General features: G+C 71.0%; 27 protein-coding genes. 12 read left to right on the top strand and 15 right to left on the bottom strand.

All coding sequences use genetic code 11. The features are described from left to right. The first annotated feature begins 260 nt into the window (after positions 1 to 260). On the top strand, positions 261 to 968 hold the full coding sequence (locus tag BN159_RS23890) for a copper chaperone PCu(A)C (protein WP_015659564.1): 708 nt from the start codon (positions 261 to 263) through the stop codon (positions 966 to 968). 75 nt (positions 969 to 1043) lie between these two features. On the opposite strand, the gene BN159_RS23885 is transcribed toward BN159_RS23890, so the two are convergent. Further along, a complete protein-coding gene (locus BN159_RS23885) occupies positions 1044 to 1724 on the bottom strand; it encodes a response regulator transcription factor (protein ID WP_015659563.1) in 681 nt (226 codons plus the stop codon). Beyond that, entirely contained in the window at positions 1721 to 2998 is a 1278-nt protein-coding gene (locus BN159_RS23880; protein WP_015659562.1) for a sensor histidine kinase, read from the bottom strand. Before BN159_RS23880 ends, BN159_RS23885 begins: the two co-directional genes overlap by 4 nt. A 233-nt stretch (positions 2999 to 3231) precedes the next feature. On the opposite strand from BN159_RS23880, the gene phoU reads away from it, so the two are divergent. The 3 genes from phoU (at position 3232) to BN159_RS23870 (ending at position 4543) form a co-directional block, all read left to right on the top strand. Beyond that, positions 3232 to 3921: a phosphate signaling complex protein PhoU gene (gene phoU / locus BN159_RS23875; RefSeq protein ID WP_015659561.1), complete on the top strand. Its 690-nt coding sequence runs from the start codon at positions 3232 to 3234 to the stop codon at positions 3919 to 3921. A gap of 103 nt (positions 3922 to 4024) precedes the next feature. Then, a complete protein-coding gene (locus tag BN159_RS46255) occupies positions 4025 to 4180 on the top strand; it encodes a hypothetical protein (protein WP_015659560.1) in 156 nt (51 codons plus the stop codon). 114 nt (positions 4181 to 4294) lie between these two features. Continuing rightward, positions 4295 to 4543, top strand: coding sequence for an SCO4226 family nickel-binding protein (locus BN159_RS23870; protein ID WP_015659559.1), 249 nt, complete (start codon positions 4295 to 4297; stop codon positions 4541 to 4543). 161 nt (positions 4544 to 4704) lie between these two features. Here the strand turns inward: BN159_RS23870 and BN159_RS23865 are convergent, their stop codons facing one another. Beyond that, complete coding sequence (locus BN159_RS23865) at positions 4705 to 5466, bottom strand: phosphoglyceromutase (protein WP_015659558.1); 762 nt, start codon at positions 5464 to 5466, stop codon at positions 4705 to 4707. 152 nt (positions 5467 to 5618) lie between these two features. Between BN159_RS23865 and BN159_RS23860 the strand changes: the two genes are divergently transcribed. Further along, positions 5619 to 6869 (top strand): MDR family MFS transporter, encoded by a 1251-nt coding sequence (locus BN159_RS23860; protein WP_015659557.1) that lies wholly within the window; start codon positions 5619 to 5621, stop codon positions 6867 to 6869. A 4-nt stretch (positions 6870 to 6873) separates the two neighbouring features. Here BN159_RS23860 and BN159_RS23855 read toward each other — a convergent pair whose 3' ends face one another. Beyond that, the gene (locus tag BN159_RS23855; RefSeq protein WP_015659556.1) at positions 6874 to 7317 is read right to left on the bottom strand and encodes a DUF2000 domain-containing protein; all 444 of its coding nucleotides are present in this window, start codon (positions 7315 to 7317) and stop codon (positions 6874 to 6876) included. Between the two features lie 49 nt (positions 7318 to 7366). On the opposite strand from BN159_RS23855, the gene BN159_RS23850 reads away from it, so the two are divergent. Next, a complete protein-coding gene (locus tag BN159_RS23850; protein ID WP_015659555.1) occupies positions 7367 to 8161 on the top strand; it encodes a helix-turn-helix transcriptional regulator in 795 nt (264 codons plus the stop codon). Here the strand turns inward: BN159_RS23850 and BN159_RS23845 are convergent. From BN159_RS23845 to mshA, 3 genes are all read right to left on the bottom strand, one after another. Then, entirely contained in the window at positions 8140 to 9780 is a 1641-nt protein-coding gene (locus tag BN159_RS23845; RefSeq protein ID WP_231905648.1) for a glycosyl hydrolase family 28-related protein, read from the bottom strand. The two genes, BN159_RS23850 and BN159_RS23845, sit on opposite strands and share 22 nt — an antisense overlap. 125 nt (positions 9781 to 9905) lie before the next feature. Beyond that, positions 9906 to 10391 (bottom strand): type III secretion system chaperone family protein, encoded by a 486-nt coding sequence (locus tag BN159_RS23840; protein WP_015659553.1) that lies wholly within the window; start codon positions 10389 to 10391, stop codon positions 9906 to 9908. Beyond that, positions 10384 to 11721, bottom strand: a complete 1338-nt coding sequence (gene mshA / locus BN159_RS23835) for a D-inositol-3-phosphate glycosyltransferase (protein ID WP_015659552.1) — start codon at positions 11719 to 11721, stop codon at positions 10384 to 10386. The genes BN159_RS23840 and mshA overlap by 8 nt, the downstream gene beginning before the upstream one ends. Before the next feature lie 172 nt (positions 11722 to 11893). On the opposite strand from mshA, the gene BN159_RS23830 reads away from it, so the two are divergent. The 3 genes from BN159_RS23830 (at position 11894) to BN159_RS23820 (ending at position 15590) form a co-directional block, all read left to right on the top strand. After that, the gene (locus BN159_RS23830) at positions 11894 to 12688 is read left to right on the top strand and encodes a class I SAM-dependent methyltransferase (protein WP_015659551.1); all 795 of its coding nucleotides are present in this window, start codon (positions 11894 to 11896) and stop codon (positions 12686 to 12688) included. A 195-nt stretch (positions 12689 to 12883) separates the two neighbouring features. Next, positions 12884 to 13963, top strand: a complete 1080-nt coding sequence (locus BN159_RS23825) for a C40 family peptidase (RefSeq protein ID WP_015659550.1) — start codon at positions 12884 to 12886, stop codon at positions 13961 to 13963. Between the two features lie 283 nt (positions 13964 to 14246). After that, positions 14247 to 15590: a PP2C family protein-serine/threonine phosphatase gene (locus BN159_RS23820; RefSeq protein WP_015659549.1), complete on the top strand. Its 1344-nt coding sequence runs from the start codon at positions 14247 to 14249 to the stop codon at positions 15588 to 15590. A gap of 37 nt (positions 15591 to 15627) precedes the next feature. Here BN159_RS23820 and BN159_RS23815 read toward each other — a convergent pair whose 3' ends face one another. From BN159_RS23815 to BN159_RS23805, 3 genes are all read right to left on the bottom strand, one after another. After that, positions 15628 to 15963, bottom strand: coding sequence for a DUF2516 family protein (locus tag BN159_RS23815; protein WP_015659548.1), 336 nt, complete (start codon positions 15961 to 15963; stop codon positions 15628 to 15630). 135 nt (positions 15964 to 16098) lie between these two features. Then, a complete protein-coding gene (locus BN159_RS23810; RefSeq protein WP_015659547.1) occupies positions 16099 to 16770 on the bottom strand; it encodes a hypothetical protein in 672 nt (223 codons plus the stop codon). A gap of 90 nt (positions 16771 to 16860) precedes the next feature. Then, positions 16861 to 17361, bottom strand: a complete 501-nt coding sequence (locus BN159_RS23805; protein WP_015659546.1) for a helix-turn-helix domain-containing protein — start codon at positions 17359 to 17361, stop codon at positions 16861 to 16863. 87 nt (positions 17362 to 17448) lie between these two features. Here BN159_RS23805 and BN159_RS23800 point away from each other — a divergent pair, with 87 nt between their 5' ends. Then, positions 17449 to 17973 (top strand): P-loop NTPase family protein, encoded by a 525-nt coding sequence (locus tag BN159_RS23800; RefSeq protein WP_015659545.1) that lies wholly within the window; start codon positions 17449 to 17451, stop codon positions 17971 to 17973. 18 nt (positions 17974 to 17991) lie between these two features. Here BN159_RS23800 and BN159_RS23795 read toward each other — a convergent pair whose 3' ends face one another. The 3 genes from BN159_RS23795 to BN159_RS23785 form a co-directional block, all read right to left on the bottom strand. Beyond that, positions 17992 to 18888, bottom strand: a complete 897-nt coding sequence (locus BN159_RS23795) for an RNA polymerase sigma-70 factor (RefSeq protein WP_015659544.1) — start codon at positions 18886 to 18888, stop codon at positions 17992 to 17994. A gap of 94 nt (positions 18889 to 18982) precedes the next feature. Next, a complete protein-coding gene (locus BN159_RS23790) occupies positions 18983 to 19918 on the bottom strand; it encodes an RNA polymerase sigma-70 factor (RefSeq protein WP_015659543.1) in 936 nt (311 codons plus the stop codon). After that, complete coding sequence (locus BN159_RS23785) at positions 19915 to 20841, bottom strand: NAD-dependent epimerase/dehydratase family protein (RefSeq protein WP_041819735.1); 927 nt, start codon at positions 20839 to 20841, stop codon at positions 19915 to 19917. Before BN159_RS23785 ends, BN159_RS23790 begins: the two co-directional genes overlap by 4 nt. A 97-nt stretch (positions 20842 to 20938) precedes the next feature. Here BN159_RS23785 and BN159_RS23780 point away from each other — a divergent pair, with 97 nt between their 5' ends. Further along, positions 20939 to 21346 (top strand): hypothetical protein, encoded by a 408-nt coding sequence (locus BN159_RS23780; RefSeq protein WP_041821784.1) that lies wholly within the window; start codon positions 20939 to 20941, stop codon positions 21344 to 21346. A gap of 69 nt (positions 21347 to 21415) precedes the next feature. On the opposite strand, the gene BN159_RS23775 is transcribed toward BN159_RS23780, so the two are convergent. Further along, positions 21416 to 21754, bottom strand: a complete 339-nt coding sequence (locus BN159_RS23775; protein ID WP_015659540.1) for a winged helix-turn-helix transcriptional regulator — start codon at positions 21752 to 21754, stop codon at positions 21416 to 21418. Positions 21755 to 21803: 49 nt separating this feature from the next. Here BN159_RS23775 and BN159_RS23770 point away from each other — a divergent pair, with 49 nt between their 5' ends. Then, complete coding sequence (locus BN159_RS23770; RefSeq protein ID WP_015659539.1) at positions 21804 to 22709, top strand: NAD(P)-dependent oxidoreductase; 906 nt, start codon at positions 21804 to 21806, stop codon at positions 22707 to 22709. A 20-nt stretch (positions 22710 to 22729) separates the two neighbouring features. Here the strand turns inward: BN159_RS23770 and BN159_RS23765 are convergent, their stop codons facing one another. Continuing rightward, positions 22730 to 24727 (bottom strand): HelD family protein, encoded by a 1998-nt coding sequence (locus tag BN159_RS23765; protein WP_015659538.1) that lies wholly within the window; start codon positions 24725 to 24727, stop codon positions 22730 to 22732. Positions 24728 to 24766: the final 39 nt, after the last annotated feature.

Raw genomic sequence — 24766 nt, 5'->3', positions numbered from 1 at the left:
TGCATTCCTTCACGGAAATTTCGCGGCCGGTGTCGCTGGTATGCCCACGGGACTTATGTGAATGGCGGACCAGGACGACGGCAAAGTGACCGGTGGGTCACTTGTGGGGGACGGGACGGGTGAAGACGGAGGTACTTACGGCGCTCAGGGGAGGGTCGGGTGCGGCGGCGCGGGAACGGCTCGGTAACCTAAGGCCGCTGACAGACACTTAGGGCGGCTTTATGCGCCCGCCCCGTTCGAGTCAAGGAGTTGCCGCCGCCGTGAGCAGCAGCCTTCGACGCGGCGCCCTCGCCGCGGCCGCCATCACGTTCTCGATTCTCCCGCTCGCCGCGTGCGGCGCCGGCGACAACGCCCAGACCCTGGAGATCCAGCCGGACAACGCGGCGACCACGGTCGGCGACATCAAGGTGCAGAACGCCGTGATCGTCACCCAGCCCGACCCGGAGGCGACCGGTCCGGCCGCGGTCTCCGCGACCCTGTTCAACAACGGCACCAGCGCCCAGAAGCTGGAGTCGATCACCGTCGCTGGGGCCGACGAGCCCACCGAGCTGAAGGCCGCCAAGGGCAAGAGCCTGACCATCCCGGCCGGCGGCTCGCTGATCATCGGTGGCGCGGACAACGCCTCGGCGGTGCTCGCCACCACCCCGCAGAACGTCCAGGACGGCAATGCCCAGGAGGTGACCTTCACCTTCAGCGAGACCGGTGACGTCAGCCTGCGCGCCTTCGTGGTCCCGGCGGAGAGCTACTTCACCGGCTGGGGCCCGACCGAGGTCCCCGAGGCGCCGAGCGAGGACACCGCGTCCCCGACGGACGAGGCGACGGGCGAGGCCACGGGCGAGCCGACCGGCGAGGCCACGGGTGAGGCCACCGGCGAAGCCACGGGCGAGGCCGCCGACGGCGCCTCCGGCACCCCGACCGACGCCGCCTCGGCATCGTCGAGCGCGTCCCACGAGGCCGCCGGCCACTGAGCCGACGCAGCAGCACACAAGAAGGCGGGCCCCCTCTTCGGAGGGGGCCCGCCTTCGTCGTACAGCTGGTGCTCTTTACGGCTCGAACTTGTAACCGAGGCCACGCACCGTCACCAGGTATCGAGGCGCGCCCGGGTCCGGCTCGATCTTGGCTCGGAGGCGCTTGACGTGGACGTCCAGGGTCTTGGTGTCGCCGACGTAGTCGGCGCCCCAGACGCGGTCGATGAGCTGCATGCGGGTCAGTACGCGGCCCGCGTTGCGCAGGAGCATCTCCAGGAGGTCGAACTCCTTGAGGGGGAGGTCGACCTTGGAGCCCGAGACCGTGACCACGTGACGGTCGACGTCCATACGGACCGGGCCCGCCTCCAGCGCGGCCGGGGTGACCTCCTCGGGCTCGCCGCGGCGGCGCAGCACGGCCCGGATACGGGCGACCAGCTCGCGCGAGGAAAACGGCTTGGTGACGTAGTCATCGGCTCCTATTTCCAGGCCGACCACCTTGTCGATCTCGCTGTCCTTGGCGGTCACCATGATGACGGGGACGTTGGAGCGGCCGCGCAGCTGGCGGCAGACCTCCGTGCCCGGCAGGCCGGGCAGCATCAGGTCGAGAAGGACGAGATCGGCGCCGTTGCGCTCGAACTCGTCGAGTCCGTCGGGCCCGGTGGTCGCGACCGCGACCTCGAAGCCCTCCTTGCGGAGCATGTACGACAGGGCGTCTGAGAAGGATTCCTCGTCCTCGACGACGAGCACTCGGGTCACGGATGGACCTCCGGGGCGGAAAGCGTTTGGTACGCGGCTGACTCGGGGGGTGTGTCGTGGGACGGGTCGGCGGGGCGCCCGGCCTCGTCGTCGAGGACGGGATGCTGCTGAGCTCGGTCGCGGGCCGCGCCCGCCTCCGGCAGTCTCAGGGTGAACGTGGAGCCCTGTCCCTCGGAACTCCACACCGTGACCTCCCCGCCGTGCGAGGCGGCCACGTGCTTGACGATCGCCAGCCCGAGCCCCGTACCGCCGGTGGCACGGGAACGGGCCGGGTCGACGCGGTAGAAGCGCTCGAAGATGCGCTCCTTGTCCTTGTCGGAGATGCCGATGCCCTGGTCGGTCACGGCGATCTCGATATGGTCCCCGCCGGGCGCGGTCAGCCGGCGGGCGGCGATACCGACGCGGGTGCGGGCCGGGGAGTAGTTGACGGCGTTCTCGACGAGGTTGCCGAGGGCCGCGGCGAGCTGGCCGCGGTGGCCCCAGATGCTCAGGTCGGCGGTGCCGCCCGCGGCCATCGTGATCTGCTTGGTGCCGGCGGCGTGCCGGCAGCGGTCGATGGCCTCGGCCACCAGTTCGTCGACTCGAACGGGCTCGGCGTCGTCCAGCGGGTCGTCGTTCTGGACCCGGGAGAGGTCGATCAGCTCCTGGACGAGGTTGGTGAGCCGGGTCGCCTCGATCTGCATGCGCCCCGCGAACCGCTCCACCGCCTCCGGATCGTCCGAGGCGTCCATGACGGCCTCCGAGAGGAGGGAGAGCGCGCCCACGGGGGTCTTGAGCTCATGGCTGACATTGGCGACGAAGTCGCGCCGCACCGCCTCTATCCGCCGGGCCTCGGTGAGGTCCTCGACGAGCAGGAGCACCAGTCGGGAGCCGAGCGGCGCCACTCTGGCGGAGACCGCGAGGGCCTCGCCGCGGCCACCGCCGCGCCGGGGCAGATCCAGCTCGACCTGGCGTATCTCGCCGTCGCGGCGGGTGTCCCGGGCCATCTGGAGCATGGGCTCCACGGAGAGCCGTCCGCCGCGCACCAGCCCGAGGGCGTACGCGGCGGAGCTGGCCTTGACGACGGCGTCGGCCTCGTCCAGTACGACCGCGGAGGAGCGGAGCACGGACAGCACCGTGTCGACGCCCGGCGGCAGTACCGGGTCGGTGTGCAGGGAGGTTCGGGTGGGTCGCGCCTGGTCGCGTTCGCTCCAGCGGAACGCCAGCATGGCGATGACGCCGGTGAGTACCCCGGCGATCGCTGCCGCTGCGGCAACCGCCGCGTTCACGTCCATGCATCCAGGTTAGGCACGCCCGCGGTCATGGCCACAGCCATCCGACTGCGACCTCGAACACTCGTCGCCCAGAGTTCACCCAGGAGCCAGCAATGGTTCATTTGGGGTGGCAGAAACGGACGCGTGCAGGTCAGACGGTATGAGCGTGGGGTGCGATAGCGCCGGTTCAGCAGGACGTGCACACTGGCCCCGGCCCCTGGAACCCCCAAGAACACGTACGAGAGGGAACCCTCATGCGGGACGCGTACCACGAGGAACTTGACTCGATCAGCGACAGCCTGGTGGAGATGGCCCGCCTGGTCGGGTCGGCGATCGGACGCGCCACGACCGCCATCCTGGACTCCGACCTCAAGCTGGCGGAGAGCGTGATCGAGGCCGACCAGAAGGTCGACGACCTCCAGCACGACCTGGAGGCACGGGCGATAGCCCTGCTCGCCCGGCAGCAGCCGGTCGCCACCGACCTGCGGATCGTGGTCACCTCGCTGCGGATGTCCGCGGACCTGGAGCGCTCCGGCGACCTGGCCCAGCACGTGGCCAAGCTGACCCGGCTGCGGTACCCGGAGCGGGCCATCCCGCACGACCTGCACGCCACGATCCTGGAGATGGGGCAGCTCGCGCAGCGCCTGATGGCGAAGGCGGCCGAGGTGATCATCACGAAGGATGTCGATCTGGCGCTCCAGCTGGAGACGGACGACGACGAGATGGACCTGCTGCACCGCACGCTGTTCCAGCACCTGATGGACGAGCGCTGGAAGCACGGCATCGAGACGGCCGTGGACGTGACGCTGCTGGGCCGCTACTACGAGCGGTTCGCCGACCATGCGGTGGCCGTGGCCAAGCGTGTGGTGTTCCTGGTGACGGGTGAGCACGCCGATGAGCTCCAGCAGGACATCCAGCCCGTGGCGGGCGTCGAGGGCGCCTGACCGCACTCGGGGGCGTGCGGCGGAGCCTCCGTGCGCCGTTGATGCGCCGCGTGGGGCGGGCATGCAATGGGGAAAGAGGCACCGGCCTCACCGAGGAGGGACCATGACCGACTCCCCCAGCCCCACCCCCGACCCCGCCCAGGAACGCCGGACCGAGGAGCCCGCCGAGATCAGGAACCTGACCCTGATCGCCGCGTGCGGCTGCGGTTCGGGCTGCGGCTGCGGCTGCCAGTCCGGCAACCCGTGCCAGTGCGGTTGACTCCGTCGACTCCTCTACGACGGTGAAGGGCCCCGGCGATGCGCCGGGGCCCTTCGTCGTGCTGTCGGCGGCGGGCGGGCGCAGCATGGAGGGAGGACCGGAAGGAGGCGCGCCATGGCTCAGTACATGGACGTACACCACGGAATGCAGGGCATCACCGCCGACCAACTGCGCGAGGCCCACCAGGCGGACCTCGCGATAGAGAAGGACGAAGGGGTCCACTTCGAGCGGGCCTGGGCGGACCCGGAGTCCGGCGTCGTCTACTGCCTCTCCGAGGCGCCCTCGGCGGCGGCGGTCCAGCGCATCCACGAGCGCACCGGCCACAAGGCCGACGAGATCCACGCGGTGCCGCTGTCGGTCTGAGCGCCCCGCCAAGGCCCTCGGACGGTCAGAACTTGTGGTTGGTGATCACAGCGTTCCCGAAGACGTCGTAGACCGACACTCGGTGATCGCGGCGGCGGTGCCCTGGGGAAAGCCCTCCACCCGCGAAGAGATCGCAGGCGGAGGGCTCCGTCAGAACCGTTCTACTTCTTCTTGCCCTGGTTCTTGACCGCCTCAATAGCGGCCGCGGCCGCCTCGGGGTCGAGGTAGGTGCCGCCGGGGGTGAGCGGCTTGAAGTCGGCGTCGAGTTCGTAGGACAGCGGGATGCCCGTGGGGATGTTCAGGCCCGCGATGTCGGCGTCGGAGATGCCGTCGAGGTGCTTGACCAGGGCGCGGAGGCTGTTGCCGTGGGCGGCGACCAGGACCGTGCGGCCCGCCAGGAGGTCGGGGACGATGCCGTCGTACCAGTAGGGGAGCATGCGCGCCACCACGTCCTTCAGGCACTCCGTCCTGGGGCGGAGCTCCGGGGGGATCGTCGCGTAGCGCGGGTCCTCGGACTGGGAGAATTCCGTGCCGTCCTCAAGCGGCGGCGGCGGGGTGTCGTAGGAGCGGCGCCAGAGCATGAACTGCTCCTCGCCGAACTCGGCCAGGGTCTGGGCCTTGTCCTTGCCCTGGAGGGCGCCGTAGTGGCGCTCGTTCAGGCGCCAGCTGCGGTGGACCGGGATCCAGTGGCGGTCGGCGGACTCCAGGGCGAGCTGCGCGGTGCGGATGGCGCGCTTCTGGAGGGACGTGTGGACCACGTCGGGGAGCAGGCCGGCGTCCTTCAGCAGCTCACCGCCGCGGACCGCCTCCTTCTCGCCCTTCTCGTTGAGATTGACGTCCACCCAGCCGGTGAACAGGTTCTTCGCGTTCCACTCGCTCTCGCCGTGGCGGAGGAGGATCAGCTTGTACGGTGCGTCGGCCATGGGAAGGAGCGTAATCGAACCCTCTGATCGCTTGCGCCCCCGACCAGAAGGCGGACGGTTGACGGGATCTGCTAATTGAGTGGCCCCCGAGGGGTGGGACTTCGTAAGTTGTCGTTGCCGCCTACGCCACTTACACCACCCGGGGGATCCGCATGTCCGTCGCCGCCCTGAGACGTGCCGCCCGCGAGTCCGTCTCGGGGCTGCCCCGTGAGTTCTGGTGGCTGTGGACCAGCACTCTCGTCAACCGGCTCGGCGGCTTCGTCGCCACCTTCATGGCCCTGTATCTGACGCTGGACCGCGGCTACTCCGCCTCCTACGCCGGTCTCGTCGCCGCCCTCCACGGCCTCGGCGGGGTCATCTCCTCGCTCGGCGGCGGGGTGATGACCGACCGGCTCGGACGGCGGCCCACGCTGCTGATCTCGCAGAGCGCCACCGCACTCGCCGTCGCCGCGCTCGGGTTCGTCCAGCACCCCGTCGCCATCGCCGGTGTCGCCTTCCTGGTCGGCATGGCCTCCAACGCCTCCCGGCCGGCCGTGCAGGCGATGATGGCCGACATCGTCCGGCCCGAGGACCGCGTCCGCGCCTTCTCGCTCAACTACTGGGCCATCAACCTCGGGTTCGCCGTCTCCTCCATGGCCGCCGGGTTCATCGCCGAGTACAGCTACCGGGCCGGGTTCCTCATCGAGGCCGCCATGACCGCCGTCTGCGCGATCGTCGTCTTCCTGAAGGTGCCCGAGTCCCGGCCCGAGCGCACCGCGACCGCGAAGGCCGAGGAGGCCGCCGTAGGACTGGGCACCGTGCTGCGGGACGGGCGGTTCATGGGGCTTGTGGGGCTGTCGTTCCTGGTCGCCCTTGTCTTCCAGCAGGGCGCGCTCGGGCTGCCGGTCGCCATGGGGGACGCCGGGTTCACGCCCGCCGACTACGGCCTGGCCATCGCCGTCAACGGGTTCCTCATCGTCGTTCTCCAGATCCCGGTCACCCGGTTCATCGAGCACCGGGATCCGCGGCGGCTGCTGGTCATCTCCTCCGTGCTCGCCGGGTACGGCTTCGGGCTCACCGCCTTCGCCGGGTCCGTCGGGCTGTTCGCGCTCACCGTCTGCGTCTGGACCCTCGCGGAGATCGTCAACGCCCCGACCCAGACCAGCCTGGTCGTCCGGCTCTCCCCCACTCATGGCCGCGGCCGCTACCAGGGCATGTACACGATGTCCTGGGCCGTCGCCTCGCTCGTCGCCCCGCTGATGTCCGGCCTGGTCATCGACCGGTACGGGGCGGAGTGGCTGTGGGGGCTGTGCGCGGTGATCGGGACGGTGGCCGGGCTCGGGTACGCCGTCCTGATGCGGCGCCTCCCGGTCGAGGAGCCGGTCGCCACGGTTCCGGCCCGGCCCAAGGCCGCCACCGCCTGACCCCTCAGTGGTGCATCCGCGCCCCCTTCACCACCTTGTCCACCGCGTTGCGCGGCCCGTACACCGCGAGCCCCACCAGGTCCAGGTCGCCCGTGGACACGGCCCGTACGGCGGCCCGGTTGTCGCGGTCGTTGCCGGTGGTGAACAGGTCGGAGGTGAAGACGGCCCGGGGCAGCGCGCGGGACAGCACGCGCGCGTGGGCCGCCTTCAACGTCTCCTTGGACGCCTCGAAGACCATCACCGGCTGCCGGAACATCGGCAGATACGCCACCGCGTCGGCGTCCTCGTACGGCTCCCCGATCACCTCGGGGATCTCGGTCCCCAGGCCGCTGACCAGGAACGCGGTCACGTTCAGCCGCTGCCAGGGCTCCAGGTCGTCGCGCAGGACGACGGCGATCTTCGTGTCGAATCGGACCGGCTGGGCGCTTTCGAAGGTCTGCTCGCTCATACTCCAAGACTGCTGAGCGTCGTACGGCCGGGTCTTGTACGTTTTTTGCATGGCCGCGCAGCCCGAGGTGACCGCCTGGCGTCCCCGTGTCCCGGGGGTCGTGGAGGTGTTCCACGCGCACTTCACCGAGTACACCTATCCGATGCACGTCCATGAGGCCTGGACCCTGCTGATCGTCGACGACGGCGCCGTCCGCTACGACCTCGACCGGCACGAGCACGGCACCCCGCTCGACACGGTGAGCCTGCTGCCGCCGCACGTCCCGCACAACGGCTCCCCCGCCACCCCGCACGGCTTCCGCAAGCGGGTGATCTACCTCGACACGACCCGGCTGGACGACCGGCTCATCGGCGCCGCCGTGGACACCCCCGACCTGCGCGACCCGCTGCTGAGGCACCGCGTGGGGCAGCTGCACACCGCGCTCGCCCGTCCCGGCGAGGAGTTGGAGGCGGAGAGCCGGCTCACGCTCGTCGGGGAACGGCTCCAGGAGCACCTGCACGCCCGAACGGAAGGCGGGGTCCGCCCCGACCCCGCCCTCGCCCGCCGCCTGCGCGAACTCCTCGACGAACGCGTCGTGGAGGGGCTCGCGCTGGAGGAGGCGGCGCGGCTGCTGAACGCCCATCCCGCCCATCTCGTACGGGCGTTCAGCGGCGCCTACGGCATCGCCCCGCACCAGTACCTGACCTCGCGCCGAGTCGAGCGCGCCCGACGCCTCCTCCTGGCGGGCGCCCGCCCCGCCGACGCGGCCCTCGGCACCGGTTTCTACGACCAGGCCCATCTCACCCGGCACTTCCGGCGGTTGGTGGGGGTGACCCCGGGCCGCTACCGGGACAGTTCGGCCTGAGCGTCGTACAGGTTGCGCGGCCGTACGGCGTCCGTCGTGCCGTACAGCTCCAGGCGGGTGTGCAGGTCGCCGGTGAAGTCGGGGACGTCGATCTGGTCGAACTCGCGGACCTCGTTGATGCCGACCGTGGCGCTGAAGGGAGCGAGTCCGTCTAGCTTCATCAGGCCCGCGCGGCCGTTGGTGACGCGGATGTTCCAGTGGGTGAAGCGGGCGCCGAAGAGGGGCCCGGCGCTCCCGTCGCCGCCGTGGCGGCCGTTGTTGTTGACGGTGATGTCGGTGCGGACGTTGGCGAAGGGCAGTCCGCGATGGCTGTCGAAGGTGCCCATCTCCATGACCCCGCGCGACCAGACGTTGTACGAGGACAGACCCTCGACGTTGATGCCGTGCAGCTGGGTGCCGGACGGGGCGGGGACCGTGCGCTGTTCGATCGTGAAGTCGTCGACGAGGTTGTCGTGCGAGCCCTCGCGGCAGAAGTACGGGTGGTGCGAGCCGCGGCCCGCCACACGTGTGCGGCGCAGGGTGCAGGCGGAGGCGGCGACCAGGCCGAAGCCGTTGTCGACGTGGCGGACGGTGACGTCGTCCGCCCAGCAGTCGTACGCGCACTGGAACGTGACGCCGTTGAAGCCCTTGTCGAGGAGGTGCGGCTGCTGCGGGGTCTCCATCGCCTCCAGGGTGAGCCCTTCGACGCCCGATCCCGTCAACTCCTCGACATGGGTGGTCAGTCGGGGGTCCCACTCGGGGCGGACGTCGAGCGGGAGGGGGCGTTCGAGGGTGATACGGCGGCCCTGTACGCGGGTGACGCGGACCGGCCACTCGTAGGGGACGTAGGAGGTCAGCTTGGTCTTGTCGTCCCAGGAGTACGCCTCGGTGCCGGGGCCGCCGCCGCACATGTGCTCCAGCAGGGTGTGGTCGGCGTCGTCGGCGAGCCGGAGGAGGACCAGGGCGCCGGGCCGGAGGCGGCGGGCGTCGGCGACGGTGACCGTCCAGGAGCCCTGGCGGGCCGGTTCGACGGTGGTGAGGGTGCTCCACTCGTCGCGCTTGTTGCCGGTCCAGCCCTCGAAGGGCCACGCCTTCGCGCGGATCGCGGCGGTCAGGGACTGCCAACGGGCCTCCGGGGCCAGCCAGATCAGGCCCCCGGCCCAGGACCAGGAGGACTTGTCGCCGCCGTAGCGGGAGCCGTAGACGCCGATCAGCTCGGTGAGGTGCTTGGTCGCGTACAGCGTCGTACGGCCGCTGCCGGCGCCGCGCAGGACGACGTGGGAGTGGCCGATGCGGATCACGTCGTCGATGCGGAAGGTGCCGGGCGGGATGGTGACCGTGCCACCGCCGGCCCTTCCGGCGGCGGCGATGGCACGGTTGATCGCGGGAGCGCAGTCCGTGGTGCCGTCGGGCACGGCGCCGAAGTCGGTGACGCTCGTGACGGGGCGCGGGCGGGTGGTCCTGGCGCGGCTTCCGGCCCGGCCGACGTAGGGGATCTGCGGGTGGTCGAAGGGGTTGCGGGCGAACTCCCGCCAGAGGGCCGGGACTTCGGCCGCCCGCGCCGGGCCGGCCGTCGCGCCGAGGGCCACCGCGGTGGCGCCGATCAGGAGGGCGCGTCTGCCGATGTTCCCGTGGTTCATGTCCAGCCACCCCTTCACACTCACGGAAAATTCATGGATATGAACGACGTTCAGGAATGTGCTGGCCGTGAGCATGCCACGGAGCCCCTGGGCGGGGAAAGGGGTGTGCGTGAGCTACGAGCGCGCTACGGGCGCTCGATCAGATGCTTGAACGCGTCCAGATTGCGGGTCGACTCACCGCGCGACACCCGCCACTCGTACTCCCTGCGGATGGCGCTCGCGAAGCCCAGCTCCAGCAGGGTGTTGAAGGCGCCGTCGGCGGCCTCCAGGGTCTGGCCGAGCAGCCGGTCCAGCTCCTCGGCGGTGATCGACGAGAGGGGGAGCTTTGCGGCGACGTAGACGTCACCGAGCTGGTCGACGGCGTAACTGACGCCGTACAGCTTGAGGTTGCGCTCCAGGAGCCAGCGGTGGACGCCGGGCTCGTTCTCGTCGGGGTGGCGGATGACGAAGGCGTTGAGCGACAGGGAGTGCCGGCCGAGGAGCAGGGACACGGTCGTCGACAGCTTGCGGGTGCCGGGCAGCTTGACCACGTAGGTGCCGGGGTCGGGGCTCTCCCACTCCAGCTCCGCGTCCTGGAGGAAATCCTCTACGACCTGCCGTACATCACCCATGGTGGGAGCGTACGCGACGCCGATGCGCCTGGGTCGCGGCCGTGTAGACGTCCGCCGTGGCGGCGGCCGCGGTGTCCCAGCCGAAGGACTGGGCGTGCCTCGCGGCGGCGGCGCCCATCCGGGCGGACAGCTCCGGGTTCTCGGCGAAATCGAGCAGCACACGCGCGTACTCGGCGGGCTGGTGACCCCGTACGAGGAAACCGGTCTGCCCGTCGCGCACGGCCACCGGCAGCCCGCCGACCGACGCCGCCAGCACCGGCGTGCCCGCCGCCTGGGCCTCTATGGCGACCAGGCCGAAGGACTCGCTGTAGGAGGGCATGACGAGGACCGAGGCCGCCCGGAACCAGTCGGCGAGCTGGGTCTGCCCGACCGGCGGGCGGAACCGTACGACATCGGCGATGCCCAGGCGGGCCGCCAGCTTCTGGAGCCCCTCGGGCTTGGCGAGGCCGCTGCCGCTGGGGCCGCCGACGACCGGGACGACGATGCGCGAGCGCAGTTCGGGGCGCTGGTCGAGCAGGACGGCGACCGCGTGGAGCAGGACGTCCGGCGCCTTCAGGGGCTGGATGCGGCCCGCGAAGAGCGGGATCAGCGCGTCCTGGGGCAGGCCGAGGCGGGCGCGGGCGGCGGCGCGGCCGTCGGCGGGCGCGAAGCGGTCGAGGTTGACGCCGGGGTGGACCACGGCGACCTTGTCGGGGGCCGCGTGGTAGTGGCGGACGAGTTCGTCAGACTCCTCCGCGGTGTTGGCGATGAGGCGGTCCGCTGCGGCCACGATCTGGGTCTCGCCGATGACCCGGGCGGCGGGCTCGGGGGTGTCGCCCTCGGCGAGGTTGGCGTTCTTGACCTTGGCCATGGTGTGCATGGCGTGCACCAGAGGGGTGCCCCAGCGCTGGGCGGCGAGCCAGCCGACGTGGCCGGAGAGCCAGTAGTGCGAGTGGACCAGGTCGTAGTGGCCGGGGCGGTGGCCGGCCCAGGCCTGCATCACGCCGTGGGTGAAGGCGCAGAGCTGGGCGGGGAGTTCCTCCTTGGCGAGGCCCTCGTACGGGCCCGCGTCGACGTGCCGGACGAGGACGCCGGGGGCCATCTCGACGGTGGGCGGGAGGGCGGCGGTGGTCGCCCGCGTGAAGATCTCGACCTCGATGTTGATCGCGGCGAGGCGCTGCGCGAGCTCCACGATGTAGACGTTCATGCCGCCGGCGTCGCCGGTGCCGGGCTGGTGGAGCGGTGAGGTGTGCACGGAGAGCATCGCGACCCGGCGGGGGCGGCGGTGCAGCCGCAGCCGGGAGGGTGCCGCCGGGGAGCGACGCCCGAGCCTGCTGACGTAGTGGCTCACGTGGCGTTCCTCCTCAATGCGGGCATGCCTTCGGGAGGACGTGCGGGGCCCTCCACGGGGGTGCAACACCGGAGGGGGCGGCTCCATTTCCGGCCGGGGGTTCTTTGCCGAATCATTACCGGCACTCGCTCAACCGTTCGAGGGTGGGCTGCGTGCCGATACCCTCTTCCTCATGACAGCCCGCGCCGCCTCCCGCCCCGTGGGAACGGTGACGCGCGGGACGACCAACCCCAACCGCCTGCGCCGCATGGACCGCTGGATCGCGGCCACGCACGGCGCCGAGCTGCGGCGGGCCGGGGATGCCGTCGCGGTCGATCTCGGATACGGCGCCGCCCCCTGGACGGCCGTGGAGCTGCTCGGGCGGCTGCGCACCGTCGCCCCACGCGCGCGTGTCGTGGGCGTGGAGATCGAACCGGCCCGGGTCGAGGCCGCGCGACCGTACGAGCGCGAGGGGCTGGCCTTTCGGCACGGCGGCTTCGAGGTTCCCGTCGACCGGCGGCCGATGCTGATCCGCGCCGCCAATGTGCTGCGGCAGTACGACGAGGCCGAGGTGGCCGGAGTGTGGGAGCGGCTGTGCGCGCGGCTCGCGCCCCGCGGACTGCTGGTCGAGGGGACCTGCGACGAGATCGGGCGCCGGCACGTGTGGGTCGCGCTCGGACCGGAGGGGCCGCGCACGGTGACCTTCGCGGCCCGGCTGGGGTCGCTGGAGCGCCCGTCGGATCTCGCCGAGCGGCTGCCGAAGGCGCTCATCCACCGGAACATTCCCGGCGAACCGGTGCACGCCTTCCTGCGGGACTTCGACCGCGCCTGGGCCGCCGCCGCGCCCTACGCCTCCTACGGCGCGCGCCAGCGCTGGATGCGCGCGGTGCGGGATCTCACGGCCGACTGGCCCGTCACCGACGGCGCGGCACGCTGGCGACAGGGTGAAGTCACGGTGGCGTGGGGCGCGTTGGCGCCGGTCCGCTGAGCCCCTGTGCTGGGCTGACCTGCGGGGAACGATCTCCGTGAGTCGTTCGTCACATAGGCGGGGAGATCGTCATGACGGGGCGGGAAAGGGGGGAAGCAGCAGGATGCACAGCCTCTGTCGTTTTACGTCGGGACATGGCACCATCCCCCAGAAGTGCGTAAGTTACTGACGGTAAATCAGATTGGGGGAAGTGGTATGGGTACGGGCAGGCGCAGCCTCATCGCCGCTGCCATCACCGTGGTCTGCGCGGTGACCGTGCTGGCGGTTCCGGGCACGGCGTTCGCGAGTCCGACCCCGTCACCGACCCCGAGTGCGACATCGAGCCCGACTCCCGTCACCAACAAGGACCTTGAGGCCGTACGCAAGAAGCTGGACCGGCTCTATCACGACGCCGCCGTCGCCACCGACGCGTACAACCTCGCCGAGGAGAAGGCCGAGAAGCAGTCGGCCGAGATCGTGGCGCTGGCCAAGAAGATCGTCAAGGGCAAGAAGAAGCTGGACGAGCTCAAGAAGCGGGCCGGTGCCGCGGCCGCCGCGCAGTACCGCAGCGGCGGACTGCCCGACGAAGCCAAGTTGATGCTCAGCGACGACCCGCAGGAGTTCCTCGACGGCGCGGGCCGGGTGATCCAGGGCGAGCGCGCCACCAAGGGGCTGCTCGGCGAAATGACCCGCACCCAGGAGGACTTGGAGCAGTACGCCAAGGACGCCTCCGCCCAGTGGGAGAAGCTGGAGACCAGCCGCAAGGCCAAGGCCAAGGCGAAGGCGAAGATCAAGAAGCAGATCAAGGCCGCCGAGGAGCTGGAGTCGGAGCTGGAGGCGGAGGAGAAGGAGCGCCTCGCCGAGCTGGAGCGGCAGGCCGCCTACGAGGCCCAGACCGACTGGCTGGACTCCGGGATACTCGCCGAGATCGACGGCAAGGCGACCGCGCAGGGCAAGAAGGCCGTGGCGTTCGCCACCGCGCAGTTGGGCAAGCCGTACGAATGGGGCGCCGAGGGGCCCAACACCTTCGACTGCTCCGGGCTCACCTCACAGGCCTGGGCCGCGGCGGGGCAGCCGATTCCGCGTACCTCGCAGGAGCAGTGGAAGCAGCTCAAGCGCATCGACATCAAGGACATGCGCCCCGGTGACCTCATCATCTACAACGACGACGCCAGTCATGTCGCCATGTACGTCGGGGACGGCGCGATCGTGCACGCCCCGCGGCCGGGACGGACGGTGACGGTCGCGGGCGCCGGTTCGATGCCGATCCTGGCGGTCGTACGGCCGGGGGCCTGAGACCGAAGTCACCCTAAATGTCCGGGTGGTGACCGGGGCCACGTGACGCACCGCACCCCAAATGCCGCCCCAAACCCGGGGTGGACGTGACGTTCGTCATTCCCTGGCGTCCGCCGCCCTGCCCAACTGCGGTACGGAACGCGGCATATGACAGTGGCCAGCGGCCGGGCAGCGTGGCCTGCACCATTCCTTTGCGGTGCCGACTACCGCTATGGTCCCCGTCGGTGGGTCGAGGTCCCTCGTCCCCGCCATGCCCTCGGGGGGAGGGAAGGAACCCAAGACGATGCCCGTACCCGTACCGCGGCAGAGAGCGATCCCGGCCGTGGAGAGTGGTCAGGCGCAATCGGCCGCGCCCATATCCGGCGGCCCTTCGGCCCCCGAGGCCCCGCGTCAGGACGCCACGGTCGAGCACACCGAGAACAAGAACACGCATCACAACGGCGCCACCGGCACCGCGAACACGCATCTGACGCTGCTGCTGATCGAGGACGATCCCGGCGGCACGGTGCTGCCCGAATTGCTCGACCGCTCCGGCCGGCCCATCCGCGTCCGCACCGCCCGCAACCTCACCGAGGCCGAGCGGCTGCTGACCGACGACGTCCACTGCATCCTGCTGGACCTGGCGCTGCCCGCGCCCGGCCGCGGCGACGACAGTGACGAGCTCGCCGTGCTCAAGCACGTGCTGGAGCTCGCGCCCCGGCACGCCGTCCTCGCCCTCACCGCGTCCGGCGACGCGGAGCGCGGCGCGGAGGCGGTGCGCGTGGGCGCCCAGGACTATCTCCACCGGGACGAACTGGACGGCCGGCTGCTGAGCCGCGCGATCCGGTACGCGGTGGAGAGGAAACGTTCCGACTCGGCGGAGCGACGGCTCGCCGAGGGCCGGGTGCGGGCGCAGGAGAACCGCCGCCTGGAGCGGGGGCTGCTGCCTACGCCGCTGCTCGACGGCTCGCCGCTGCGGTTCGCCGCGCGCTACCGGCCCGGCCGGTCGCGGGCGCTGCTCGGCGGTGACTTCTACGACGTCGTACGGACCTCCGACGGGACCGTGCACGCGATGATCGGTGACGTCTGTGGCCACGGTCCTGACGAGGCCGCGCTCGGTGTCGAGCTGCGGATCGCCTGGCGGGCGCTGACGCTCGCCGGGCTGTGCGGGGACGAACTGCTCGGGACGCTTCAGCAGGTGCTGGAGCATGAGCGGGCGGACGACGAGATCTTCGCGACGCTGTGCACGGTGGATATCGCGCCGGACGGTCGTCGGGCCGGGCTGTGCCTGGCCGGGCATCCGTCGCCGTTGCTCGCCCGGCCCGGGCGGGCGGCTCGGCTGCTTCCGTACGAGAAGAACGGGCCCGCGCTGGGTCTGCTGCCTGGGGCTCGGTGGCCTCGGATGCAGGTGGAGCTGGGGGCCGAGTGGAGCCTCATGCTCTATACCGACGGGCTGATCGAGGGGCGGATCGGCGAGGGTCGGGAGCGGCTGGGGCAGGACGGGATGGTGTCCATGGTCCGGCGGCAGCTGGCGGAAGGGTTGCGGGGCGAGGCGCTGCTTCGGGCCGCGGTCAATGAGGTGCGGGACCTCAATGGTGGCGAGCTGACGGATGACGTGGCTGTGTTGCTGCTGGATCGGGTGGGGTGACCCTGACGGGGCGCTTCCCGCACCCCTGGTTCACCCGTTACCGGCCGCCGTTCCACGGCCCGTACGGGCCATCGCTGCTCGAACCCCGCCGCTGGTTGCGGCCGCCCCCCGGCAGCGAGCGGAGTGCCGGGCGGACGTCGACCATGTAGACGATCGTGGCGATGAGGCCGATGATCGGCAGGAACGACAGGATGTTGAAGATCAGGTTCACCACGAAGGCGAGCCCGAGGATGATCAGCCAGAACGGCTTGGTCTTCTTGTCGGCCGCTCGGTAGGCGTCCTCGCGGCGCGTAGCGGCGTCGATCAGCGCGAAGCCGCTGAAAAGGATCAGGGCCATGCTCAGCAACCACATGAAGTTTGTGAAGCCCTGCATCAGCACAACGTCCACCACCCGACTCGGCTCGTCCCTACGCGGTCACCGTACCCGCAACCACGCGCCCGCTACCCGGTCAACGGGCCGAGCACCCGGTAAGTGCCCGACCCGTCCGGGTATCGCCCCGGGCGCCGCTTACTTCGCGGGCGGGGTCGTCTTCTTCGCGGTGGTCTTGCGCGGAGCGGACTTCTTGGCAACGGGCTTCTTCGCCGGAGCGGCCGCGGTGGCGGGCTTGGCCTCGGCGGGCTGGTCCGCCTTGGCCTCCTCCTTGCCCTCGTCCTTGACCGCGACAGGCCCGGCCTTCGGCTCGACGGCCACGGCCAGCTCCTCGATCTCCTCGGCCACCTCGCCGCGCCAGGTCTTCACGGCCTGCTCGCCGTGCTCGGCGACCTTCTCGTAGGTCTCGCGGGCCTTGACGGCGTACTCGGCGGCCACGCCGACCCCGCGCAGCGCGAGGTCCTGGGCGGACTCGCCGAGCTTCTTGAGGTCGGCGTCGAGGGTGGTGCCGAGCTTCTTCAGGTCACCGTCGAGGGTGCTGATGAACTCGTTGACCCGGGCCTGGAGGGTCTCCTGCGTCTCCTTGACGCGGGCGCCGGCCTCCTTGGCACGGGCGGCGGCCCGCTCCTGGACGGCCTTGGGGTCGGTGCCGCGCACGGCCTCGAACCGGGCCGGGGCCTCGGCGCGCAGCTGCTCCACCAGGCCGGGGACCTTCTTCGCCTGCTGGAGGGCCAGGTCCGCGGTGCCGGCGGCGAAGTAGAGGGGGGTCGGGTCGCTGAGGGTCTTGCGGAGGTCGTCGGTGATGGCCATGGTGTGGTCCTCCCGGGTCGCTTTCGTCTTCGTCTGAGGGTTGCGTGGTGAGGTCACACGGGGCGGTGCGACGGCGGCCGGTTGCCCGGCTCAGCCGGCCGACTGCCGCGGCTCCCGCGGGTCCTCGGTGTCGTCCGATGCGTCCTGCGGATCGAGCGGTTCGAGCGGATCGAGCGATTCCGGCGCATCCGTCACGTCGTCGTGCGGATGCGCCACGTCGGTGTCCTCGGCCGCCGTGATCCCGAAGCCGTTCTCCTTGCGGAACGACTCGTAGATCTGGAGCAGCGCCTGCTTCTGCTGCTCGGTCAGCGTGGGGTCGGCGAGGATGACGGCCCGCGTCTCCACCTCGTCCCGGTCCCGTTCGGCGTCCAGGATCCCGGCCCGCACGTACAGCGTCTCGGCGGAGATCCGCAGCGCCTTGGCGACCTGCTGGAGCACCTCCGCGCTCGGCTTGCGCAGCCCGCGCTCGATCTGGCTCAGATACGGATTGGACACCCCGGCGGCGTCGGCGAGCTGCCGCAACGAGAGCTGGGCGTTGCGCCGCTGCTCGCGCAGGTACTCACCGAGATTGCCGACGTTGAGCGTTGCCATACCCCCACTTTGCCCCACCCGCGCTAACTATTGCAAGCACCCGCTTGCAATAGTGCGCTACGTCATGCGGGCGCTAGCGTCGGGGCCATGATCGTATGGCTGAACGGCACCCACGGTGCGGGCAAGACGACGACCAGTTCACTCGTACAGCGGCTGATTCCGGGCTCGCGGGTGTTCGACGCGGAGAAGGTCGGCGAGACGCTCATGGACATCTCGCCGGGGCTGCCCTGGACCGGCAACTTCCAGCACTGGCCGCCGTGGCGGCCGCTCGTCGTCGAGACCGCCCGGCATGTCCTCGACTACACCGGCGGCACCCTGGTGATGCCGATGACCGTTCTGGTCGAGGAGTACTGGCGCGAGATCAGCGCGGGCCTCGCCCACCACGGCATCCCGGTACGGCACTTCGTCCTCCACGCCGACCAGGACACACTCCGCGCACGCATCGCAGGGGACACCGTTCTCGGCCCCGACTCCCCCTTCCGCCTCCAGTACCTGGAGCCCTACGCCGAGGCCGCCCGCACCTGGCTGCACGCCGAGGCCGAGGTCGTCGACACCACCCACCTCACCCCGGCGCAGGCCGCCCAGCGGATCGCGGAGGCGGTCAAGGCATGAGCGTGTATTTGATGGGGTTCAGCGCAACGTCAGCCGGGTCTCCGAGTCGATGTGGGTGAGCTTCTCAGGGTTGCGGACGTAGTAGATGCCGGTGATGCGGTCGGACTCGAAGCGGATGGCCATGATGCCGTCGACGACGCCGTCCACGTGGAGGGCGAAGGCCGGGTGGCCGTTCATCACGGTGGGGACGTAGTCGATGGTGACCGGGGCCTTTCCGGTGCCGCCGATGATGTAGCGGCCCACGCGGTCGGCGCCGAGGACGGGGCGTACCGCGGCCTGCTTGACGCCGCCGCCGTCGGTCAGCAGGACGACGTCGGGGGCGAGGACGTCCAGGAGGCCCTGGAGGTCGCCGGTCTCGATGGTGCGGCGGAAGGAGTCCAGCGCCGCACGGGTCCGGCTGGCGGAGACCGACTCGCGGGGGCGGCGGGCCTCGACGTGGAGCCGGGCGCGATGGGCGATCTGGCGTACGGCGGCGGGGGTCTTGTCGACGGCGGTCGCGATCTCGTCGTAGCCGACGTCGAAGACCTCGCGCAGGACGAAGACGGCGCGTTCGGTCGGTGTGAGCGTCTCCAGGACGAGCATGAGCGCCATCGAGACACTCTCGGCGAGTTCGGCGTCCTCGGCCACGTCCGGCGAGGTGAGCAGGGGTTCGGGCAGCCAGGGGCCTACGTACGCCTCCCTGCGGCGCTTCATGGTGCGCAGTCGGTTGAGCGACTGGCGGGTGGTGATCCGCACCAGGTAGGCGCGGGGGTCGCGCACCTCGTCCAGGTCGAGCGCGACCCAGCGCAGCCAGGTCTCCTGGAGGACGTCCTCCGCGTCGGCCGCCGAGCCGAGCATCTCGTAGGCGACGGTGAAGAGCAGGTTGCGGTGGGCGACGAAGACGTCCGTCGCCGCGTCGGTGGCGTGATCACTCATGGTCGGTGTCTTCCCTCCAGAGCCTCCGGTACCTCCAGCGGGTACGCACACCGGACACCGCGCCCCGGACGGTTGTGACACCGGGTGATCCGGATCACCTTCCGGACTCCGCCTCCTCCCGCCGCGCCCGGTTCGCCTCCCGCATCACCGCCCAGGCATCCGCCACCGGGCCCAGGTGGGTCAGCTTCTCGGGGTTGATCACCGAGCGGATGGTCTGGATCCGGCCGTCCGCGATGTCGAGGGCCATGATGTTGATGACCTTGCCGTCGCGGTCCCGGAAGATCACACCGGGCTGGCCGTTGATCTCGTGCGGCTCGGCACCCACACCGATCTGCACGAAGGGGTGCGCCAGCGCCACCAGCAGCCGGGACACATGCTCGGCGCCCGCGATGGCCCGCGCCCACTGCGGGGCCTTCCCGCCACCGTCGCCGACCATCTGGACGTCCCCGGCCAACAGCTCCCGCAGCCCGTCCACGTCCCCCTCCCGGAACGCGTCGAAGAACCGCTCCGCCAGCTCCTCGCGCTCCTTGCGGTCCGCCTCGAAACGGGGCCGCCCGGCGTCCATGTGCCGCCGCGCCCGTACCGCCAGCTGACGGCAGGCCGACTCCGAGCGGTCCACCGCCGAGGCGATCTCCGGGAAGCCGAAGCCGAACACGTCCCGCAGCACGAACACCGCACGCTCCAGCGGGGAGAGCCGCTCCAGCAGAACCAGGGCCGCCATCGACAGCGAGTCCGCCAGCTCCGCCGAGCGCTCCGGGTCCTCGTAGGGGTCGTTCAGCAGGGGCTCGGGAAACCAGGGGCCGACGTACTGCTCCCGGCGGACCCGCGCCGAACGCAGGACGTCGATGGAGATCCGGGTGACCACCGCCGACAGATACGCCTTGGTCGAGGCGGGCCGGGTCGCCACCGCCTCCCAGCGCAGCCAGGTCTCCTGCACCGCGTCCTCCGCCTCACTGACGCTGCCGAGAATCCGGTAGGCGATGGCGAACAGCAGGGGCCGCAGCTCCTCGAAATCGTCGGTACGGGTCACGCCGAGAACTCCTCATTCCTGAACCCTTCACGCCACGACGGATACCGCAGCTCCCAGCCCAGCTCCCGCTTCGCCTTCGCGTTGGAGAAGCCGCGGCCCCGCGTCATCATCGCCACCGCGACCTCCCCCGCCAGCAGCCGCGCCAACCACGCCGGCACCCGCATCGGCGGCTTCGCGTCCACGCACTCCGCCAGGTACGGCAGCCACTGGGCGGCCGGGGCGGGTTCGTCGTCGACGATGTCGTACACCCCCGTCGCCCGCTGCTCCAGCGCCAGCACCGTCGCGCTCGCCGCGTCGTCGAGATGGATCCACGAGCAGTACCCGGTGCCCCGCCCGACCAGCGGCAACTGCCGTTTCCGGAGCAGTGCGAGCTGGCTGTCGAGGGCGCCGTCGCCGTAGAACGCGCCGTAGCGCAGTGCCACGCCGCCCGCCTTGGTGACGGACTCCTCGACGTGCCGGATCGCCGTCATGACCGGCTCGGCCGCGGTGCCCGTCATCGGGTCCGTCGGTTCGTCCTCGGTCTTGATCCAGCCGCCTTCCTGGATGCCGTTCCAGCCGCCGTAGCTCTGCGCGACGACATGCGCGACGCCGGTCGCCTCGGCGGCGGCCAGCAGATGGTCGGTGCCCTCGGTGCGCAGCCGGTTGGTGACGGCGAACCAGCGGTCCATGTGCCGGATGTCGGGCTTGCCGCTGATCGCGGTCATCTGGTGCACGATCACGTCCGGCCGGGCCGTGCCCACCGCCTCGCCGACCGACATCGCGTCGAGACCGTCCATCACGACCGCCCGCGCACCGAGCCGCTCCAGCAGCCCGACCTTGCCCGCGCCGGTCGTGGTCGCCGTCACCTCGTGCCCACGGGCCACAAGCCGCGGCACCAGCCGACGCCCCAGCATCCCGGCTCCACCTGCCACGAACACGCGCATGACCCTCACCTTCCCGCTCTCCGTGTACCCGCCTTTCACTCCCTGGGACGAGACAGCCCCACCCCGCTGTGACATGCCCCGCCGTAAGCTGCCCGCCATGCACGACGACCTGCGGCTTCTCGATCTGCTGCACACCCTGGACCGGCTCGCAGGACCGGACCATCTGGAGTTCCCGGATGGCTACGACCGCGCCCCCGTGCGAGCCCGGGCCCTCCGTCTCGCCGCCGCACTCGGCCCGGAATGCCTGCTGGACGACGCCGTGCAGGACGCCTCCTTCGGCTTCACCGTGAGCGGCCCCGGCTTCGGGGTACGGCTGAGCAACTACGGCGATCTCGCCGCGTTCACCGCACCGACGCCGGACGCGCAGGCCGAGGCGGTGCTCTCCGGGCTCGGCTACGACGTCGTACCGCCGCATCTGCTCCGGCGCCCGTACGACGGGGTGACCCGCCTCCCCGACCACGTCCCCGGGGCGACCTGGTGGACGCGTTTCTTCGACTACCTGTGACCGCCCGTACCCACAAAAAAGTGGGTACTTGGCACCGCCCCGCGCAGCGGCGAGGCTGAAGTCACCTGATCAGGAAGCCGCCAGCCGCTCCAGCCGGCGGTGACCCCAGTCGGAGAGGGGGCCGAGGAGTTCGGAGAGTTCACGGCCGAAGTCGGTCAGCGAGTAGACCGTCTTCAGCGGGAGCACGTCATGCACCTCCCGGTGCACCAGACCGTCCTCCACCATCTCGCGCAACGCCTGCGTCAGCACCTTCTCGCTGAGTCCGGGGAGTTTGCGCCGCAGTTCACCGGGGCGCTGCGGGCCTGATTCCAGCAGCCACAACACGCCCGTCTTCCACTTGCCGTCGATCACCGCGATCGCGGCGGTCACTCCACAGACGTTCGGATCATGAGCACGGCTGCGCGTCATCATCGCCCCTTTTTATACGCACGTATTCGCTTATGGGAGTTGAAGAAGCATGTCCACGTACGACCAGTCTGCCGTCACCGAGTCCGCCGTCACGGTCATCGGCCTCGGTCCGATGGGCCGCGCGCTGGCCGGTGCCTTCGTCGCGGCGGGGGTGCGGACCACGGTGTGGAACCGTACGCCGGGCCGCGACCGTGACCTGGTCGCCGCCGGTGCGATCAGCGCGGGTACGGCGGCGGAGGCGGTCGCGGCGAGCCCGCTGACCGTGGTCTGCGTCGTGAACTACGACGCCTCCGACGCGATCCTGCGCCAGGACGAGGCCACCGCCGCGCTGAAGGGCCGTACGGTCGTCAACCTCACCGCCGACATCCCGGACCGCTCGCGGTCCACCGCGGAGTGGGCGGACGCGCACGGGATCTCCTATCTCGACGGCGCGATCATGACCCCGACGCCGAGCATCGGGACGCCGGACGCGGTGTTCATCCTGAGCGGCCCGAAGGACCTCTACGACCGGCACCACCCGACGCTCGCCGTCCTGGGCGGCAGCCACACCCACCTCGGCGAGGACATCGGCCGGGCCGCGGCCTACGACGTCGCCCTGCTCGACATCTTCTGGACGGCGATGGCGGGCTACGCGCACGCCCTCGCGGTGGCCCGCGCCGAGGGCGTCACGGGCCGTGAGCTGGCGCCCTTCGCCGGAGGCATCGCGGCGATCCTGCCGGCCCTGTTCACGGAGTTCGCGACGGACCTGGACGAGGCCACGTACTCCGGCGAGCTGAACCCGATCACCTCCGCCGTCTCCACCATGTCCCACGTCGTCCACGCCTCGGAGTCCCACGGCATCGACGCGAGCCTGATGCGCCTGATCGAGGGCTACGCCCGCCGGGTCGTGGCCCAGGGCCACGGCACGGACGGGTTCGTCCGGGTGGCCGACCTGCTGACCGACCGGCCCGAATAGACCGGCCCGAGACGACCGGCTCAGAACGGCAACTCCGTCGTCTGCACCACCTCGAGCCGTGACACTGCCCGAGTCAGGGCCACGTACAGGCGGTGCAGGCCCCGTTCCTCCGACTCCGCGATGGTGGTGGGCTCGACGACGATCACGTGGTCGTATTCGAGCCCCTTGCAGAGACCGGCCGGGGTCAGGGTGACTCGGGGGTCGGCAGGGAGGGCGTCGCGCAGGCGGGGGATGTCCGCGTCCGCGGCGATCACGCCGATGGCGCCCTCCTGGGCGAGGGCTTGGTGCACCGCCTTCGCGACCGTGCCCGGCACCTCGCCCGGGTCGGTCCGGTGCAGGGTCAGTTCGCCGTCCGCGCGCAGGGAACGCGCCGCCGGTACGTCCACGTCGAGGTGCGGGAGGAGGCGGTTGGCCAGTTCCGCCACGGCCGCGGGCATGCGGAAACCCGTGGTCAGGGGGATCAGCGCCGCGTCCGGCTTACCCAGGTGGGCGAGCAGGGGGTCCCAAGAGCGGGCCGCCCACGGTGTCGTTCCCTGAGCCAGGTCGCCCAGGATCGTGAGCGAGCCGAAGGGCGCCCGGCGGGCGATCGCCCGGCACTCCATCGCGGACAGGTCCTGGGCCTCGTCGACCACGATGTGGCCGTAGCCCTGAGGGTGTTCCATCAGGCCCGACAACTCGTCGAGGAGGACCAGGTCCGCCGGTGACCAGCGCGCCGACTTCCAGGAGCGCGGCGGCCCGGTCCACAGGATCGCCTTCTGCTCGTCGGCGTCCAGCAGTTCACCGGCAGCCTGCGCCAACACCTCCTGCCCCGTGAGCAGTTCGGCCAGCACCTCCTCCGGTCGCACCTTCGGCCACACCGCGTCGACGTACGGCCCCGCGCCCCGCGCCCCCGCCATCGCGCGCACCCAGGCGTTCGGCCGCGGCCCCGCCCGCCGCTCCGCCCGCTGCCGCAGCGCCGCCACGATCCGCGTGCGCACCCGCTCCCGGCCGACCCTGTACGGCAGTTCCTCGGCTCGCACCTCCCGGACGATCCGCGCGAGTTCGGCCTCGCCGACCCGCCAGCGGTACGAACCGTCCGGCACGACCAGGTCACCCGCGCCGCCCTCCACCACACGCGCGTACAGGGCCCGCCGCAGCACCTCCGCCATCCGGGCGTCGTGCTTGACGACGGCCGCCCGCCCCGAGTCGGTGCCCTTGGCGGGGCCCCGCGCGATCTCCTCCAGCAGGGTCGACTGGCGGACACCCGTCTCGCCGAGCGCGGGCAGCACCTCGGAGACATAGCCGAGGAAGGTCCGGTTGGGGCCGAGGATCAGCAGCCCGGAGCGCTGGATGCGCTGGGGGTGGGTGTAGAGGAGATACGCGGCCCGGTGCAGGCCCACCGCCGTCTTGCCGGTGCCCGGCGCGCCCTGCACACAGACCGAGACGGTGAGATCGGCGCGGACGAGGTCGTCCTGCTCGGGCTGGATGGTCGCGGCGATGTCCCGCATGGGCCCGACCCGGGGCCGCTCGATCTCCCGCGTGACGATCTCGCTGACCTGCGACTCTCCCCGCTCCAGATGCTCGTCCTCCAGCCCGGTGAGATCGGCGGAGGCCCCACGGCTGCCCGGCGCCCACCCGAACCGCCGCCGCACGGCCACGCCTTGGGGTTCGCGTGCGCTCGCCTGGTAGAAGGCCCGGGAGACGGGCGCCCGCCAATCAACAACCAGCGGCGGGGCGGCCGGATCCTCGGTGATCCGCAACCGGCCGACGTGGTAGCTCTGCCCGGCATGGGCTCCCCCGCGAAAGTCCAGCCGCCCGAAGAACAGCGGCCCCTCGGGCAGTTCCCGCATCGCCTTGGCCCGACTGCGCAGCCGGTACCCGAGCACCTCGGCATCGGCCCCGGAGGCGGAGACGTCCTCACCGACGACGACCTGCTCATCGGCGCCGGTGACCATCGCGTCGAGGGCGGCACGGCAGCGGTCGTGGTGGGAGCGTTCGGTGCGCAGGAGATCACGGAGGGAGGGGTCGTCGGCTGTCATCCCACCGAGCGTACGCGAAAAACGTAACCGAGTTAAATT

The sequence above is a fragment of the Streptomyces davaonensis JCM 4913 genome, from assembly GCF_000349325.1.
GTDB classification, from domain to species: domain Bacteria; phylum Actinomycetota; class Actinomycetes; order Streptomycetales; family Streptomycetaceae; genus Streptomyces; species Streptomyces davaonensis.
The sequence above is the reverse complement of the archived record's forward strand: the minus strand, read 5'-3'. Positions and strand labels throughout refer to the sequence as shown.

Bases quoted from the DNA above. Each gene is read 5' to 3' on its own strand.
- BN159_RS23880 (WP_015659562.1), bottom strand. From the start codon at position 2,998: ATGGACGTGAACGCGGCGGTTGCCGCAGCGGCAGCGATCGCCGGGGTA.
- phoU (WP_015659561.1), top strand. From the start codon at position 3,232: ATGCGGGACGCGTACCACGAGGAACTTGACTCGATCAGCGACAGCCTG.
- BN159_RS46255 (WP_015659560.1), top strand. From the start codon at position 4,025: ATGACCGACTCCCCCAGCCCCACCCCCGACCCCGCCCAGGAACGCCGG.
- BN159_RS23870 (WP_015659559.1), top strand. From the start codon at position 4,295: ATGGCTCAGTACATGGACGTACACCACGGAATGCAGGGCATCACCGCC.
- BN159_RS23865 (WP_015659558.1), bottom strand. From the start codon at position 5,466: ATGGCCGACGCACCGTACAAGCTGATCCTCCTCCGCCACGGCGAGAGC.
- BN159_RS23860 (WP_015659557.1), top strand. From the start codon at position 5,619: ATGTCCGTCGCCGCCCTGAGACGTGCCGCCCGCGAGTCCGTCTCGGGG.
- BN159_RS23855 (WP_015659556.1), bottom strand. From the start codon at position 7,317: ATGAGCGAGCAGACCTTCGAAAGCGCCCAGCCGGTCCGATTCGACACG.
- BN159_RS23850 (WP_015659555.1), top strand. From the start codon at position 7,367: ATGGCCGCGCAGCCCGAGGTGACCGCCTGGCGTCCCCGTGTCCCGGGG.
- BN159_RS23845 (WP_231905648.1), bottom strand. From the start codon at position 9,780: ATGAACCACGGGAACATCGGCAGACGCGCCCTCCTGATCGGCGCCACC.
- BN159_RS23840 (WP_015659553.1), bottom strand. From the start codon at position 10,391: ATGGGTGATGTACGGCAGGTCGTAGAGGATTTCCTCCAGGACGCGGAG.
- BN159_RS23830 (WP_015659551.1), top strand. From the start codon at position 11,894: ATGACAGCCCGCGCCGCCTCCCGCCCCGTGGGAACGGTGACGCGCGGG.
- BN159_RS23825 (WP_015659550.1), top strand. From the start codon at position 12,884: ATGGGTACGGGCAGGCGCAGCCTCATCGCCGCTGCCATCACCGTGGTC.
- BN159_RS23820 (WP_015659549.1), top strand. From the start codon at position 14,247: ATGCCCGTACCCGTACCGCGGCAGAGAGCGATCCCGGCCGTGGAGAGT.
- BN159_RS23815 (WP_015659548.1), bottom strand. From the start codon at position 15,963: ATGCAGGGCTTCACAAACTTCATGTGGTTGCTGAGCATGGCCCTGATC.
- BN159_RS23810 (WP_015659547.1), bottom strand. From the start codon at position 16,770: ATGGCCATCACCGACGACCTCCGCAAGACCCTCAGCGACCCGACCCCC.
- BN159_RS23805 (WP_015659546.1), bottom strand. From the start codon at position 17,361: ATGGCAACGCTCAACGTCGGCAATCTCGGTGAGTACCTGCGCGAGCAG.
- BN159_RS23800 (WP_015659545.1), top strand. From the start codon at position 17,449: ATGATCGTATGGCTGAACGGCACCCACGGTGCGGGCAAGACGACGACC.
- BN159_RS23795 (WP_015659544.1), bottom strand. From the start codon at position 18,888: ATGAGTGATCACGCCACCGACGCGGCGACGGACGTCTTCGTCGCCCAC.
- BN159_RS23785 (WP_041819735.1), bottom strand. From the start codon at position 20,841: ATGCGCGTGTTCGTGGCAGGTGGAGCCGGGATGCTGGGGCGTCGGCTG.
- BN159_RS23780 (WP_041821784.1), top strand. From the start codon at position 20,939: ATGCACGACGACCTGCGGCTTCTCGATCTGCTGCACACCCTGGACCGG.
- BN159_RS23775 (WP_015659540.1), bottom strand. From the start codon at position 21,754: ATGACGCGCAGCCGTGCTCATGATCCGAACGTCTGTGGAGTGACCGCC.
- BN159_RS23770 (WP_015659539.1), top strand. From the start codon at position 21,804: ATGTCCACGTACGACCAGTCTGCCGTCACCGAGTCCGCCGTCACGGTC.
- BN159_RS23765 (WP_015659538.1), bottom strand. From the start codon at position 24,727: ATGACAGCCGACGACCCCTCCCTCCGTGATCTCCTGCGCACCGAACGC.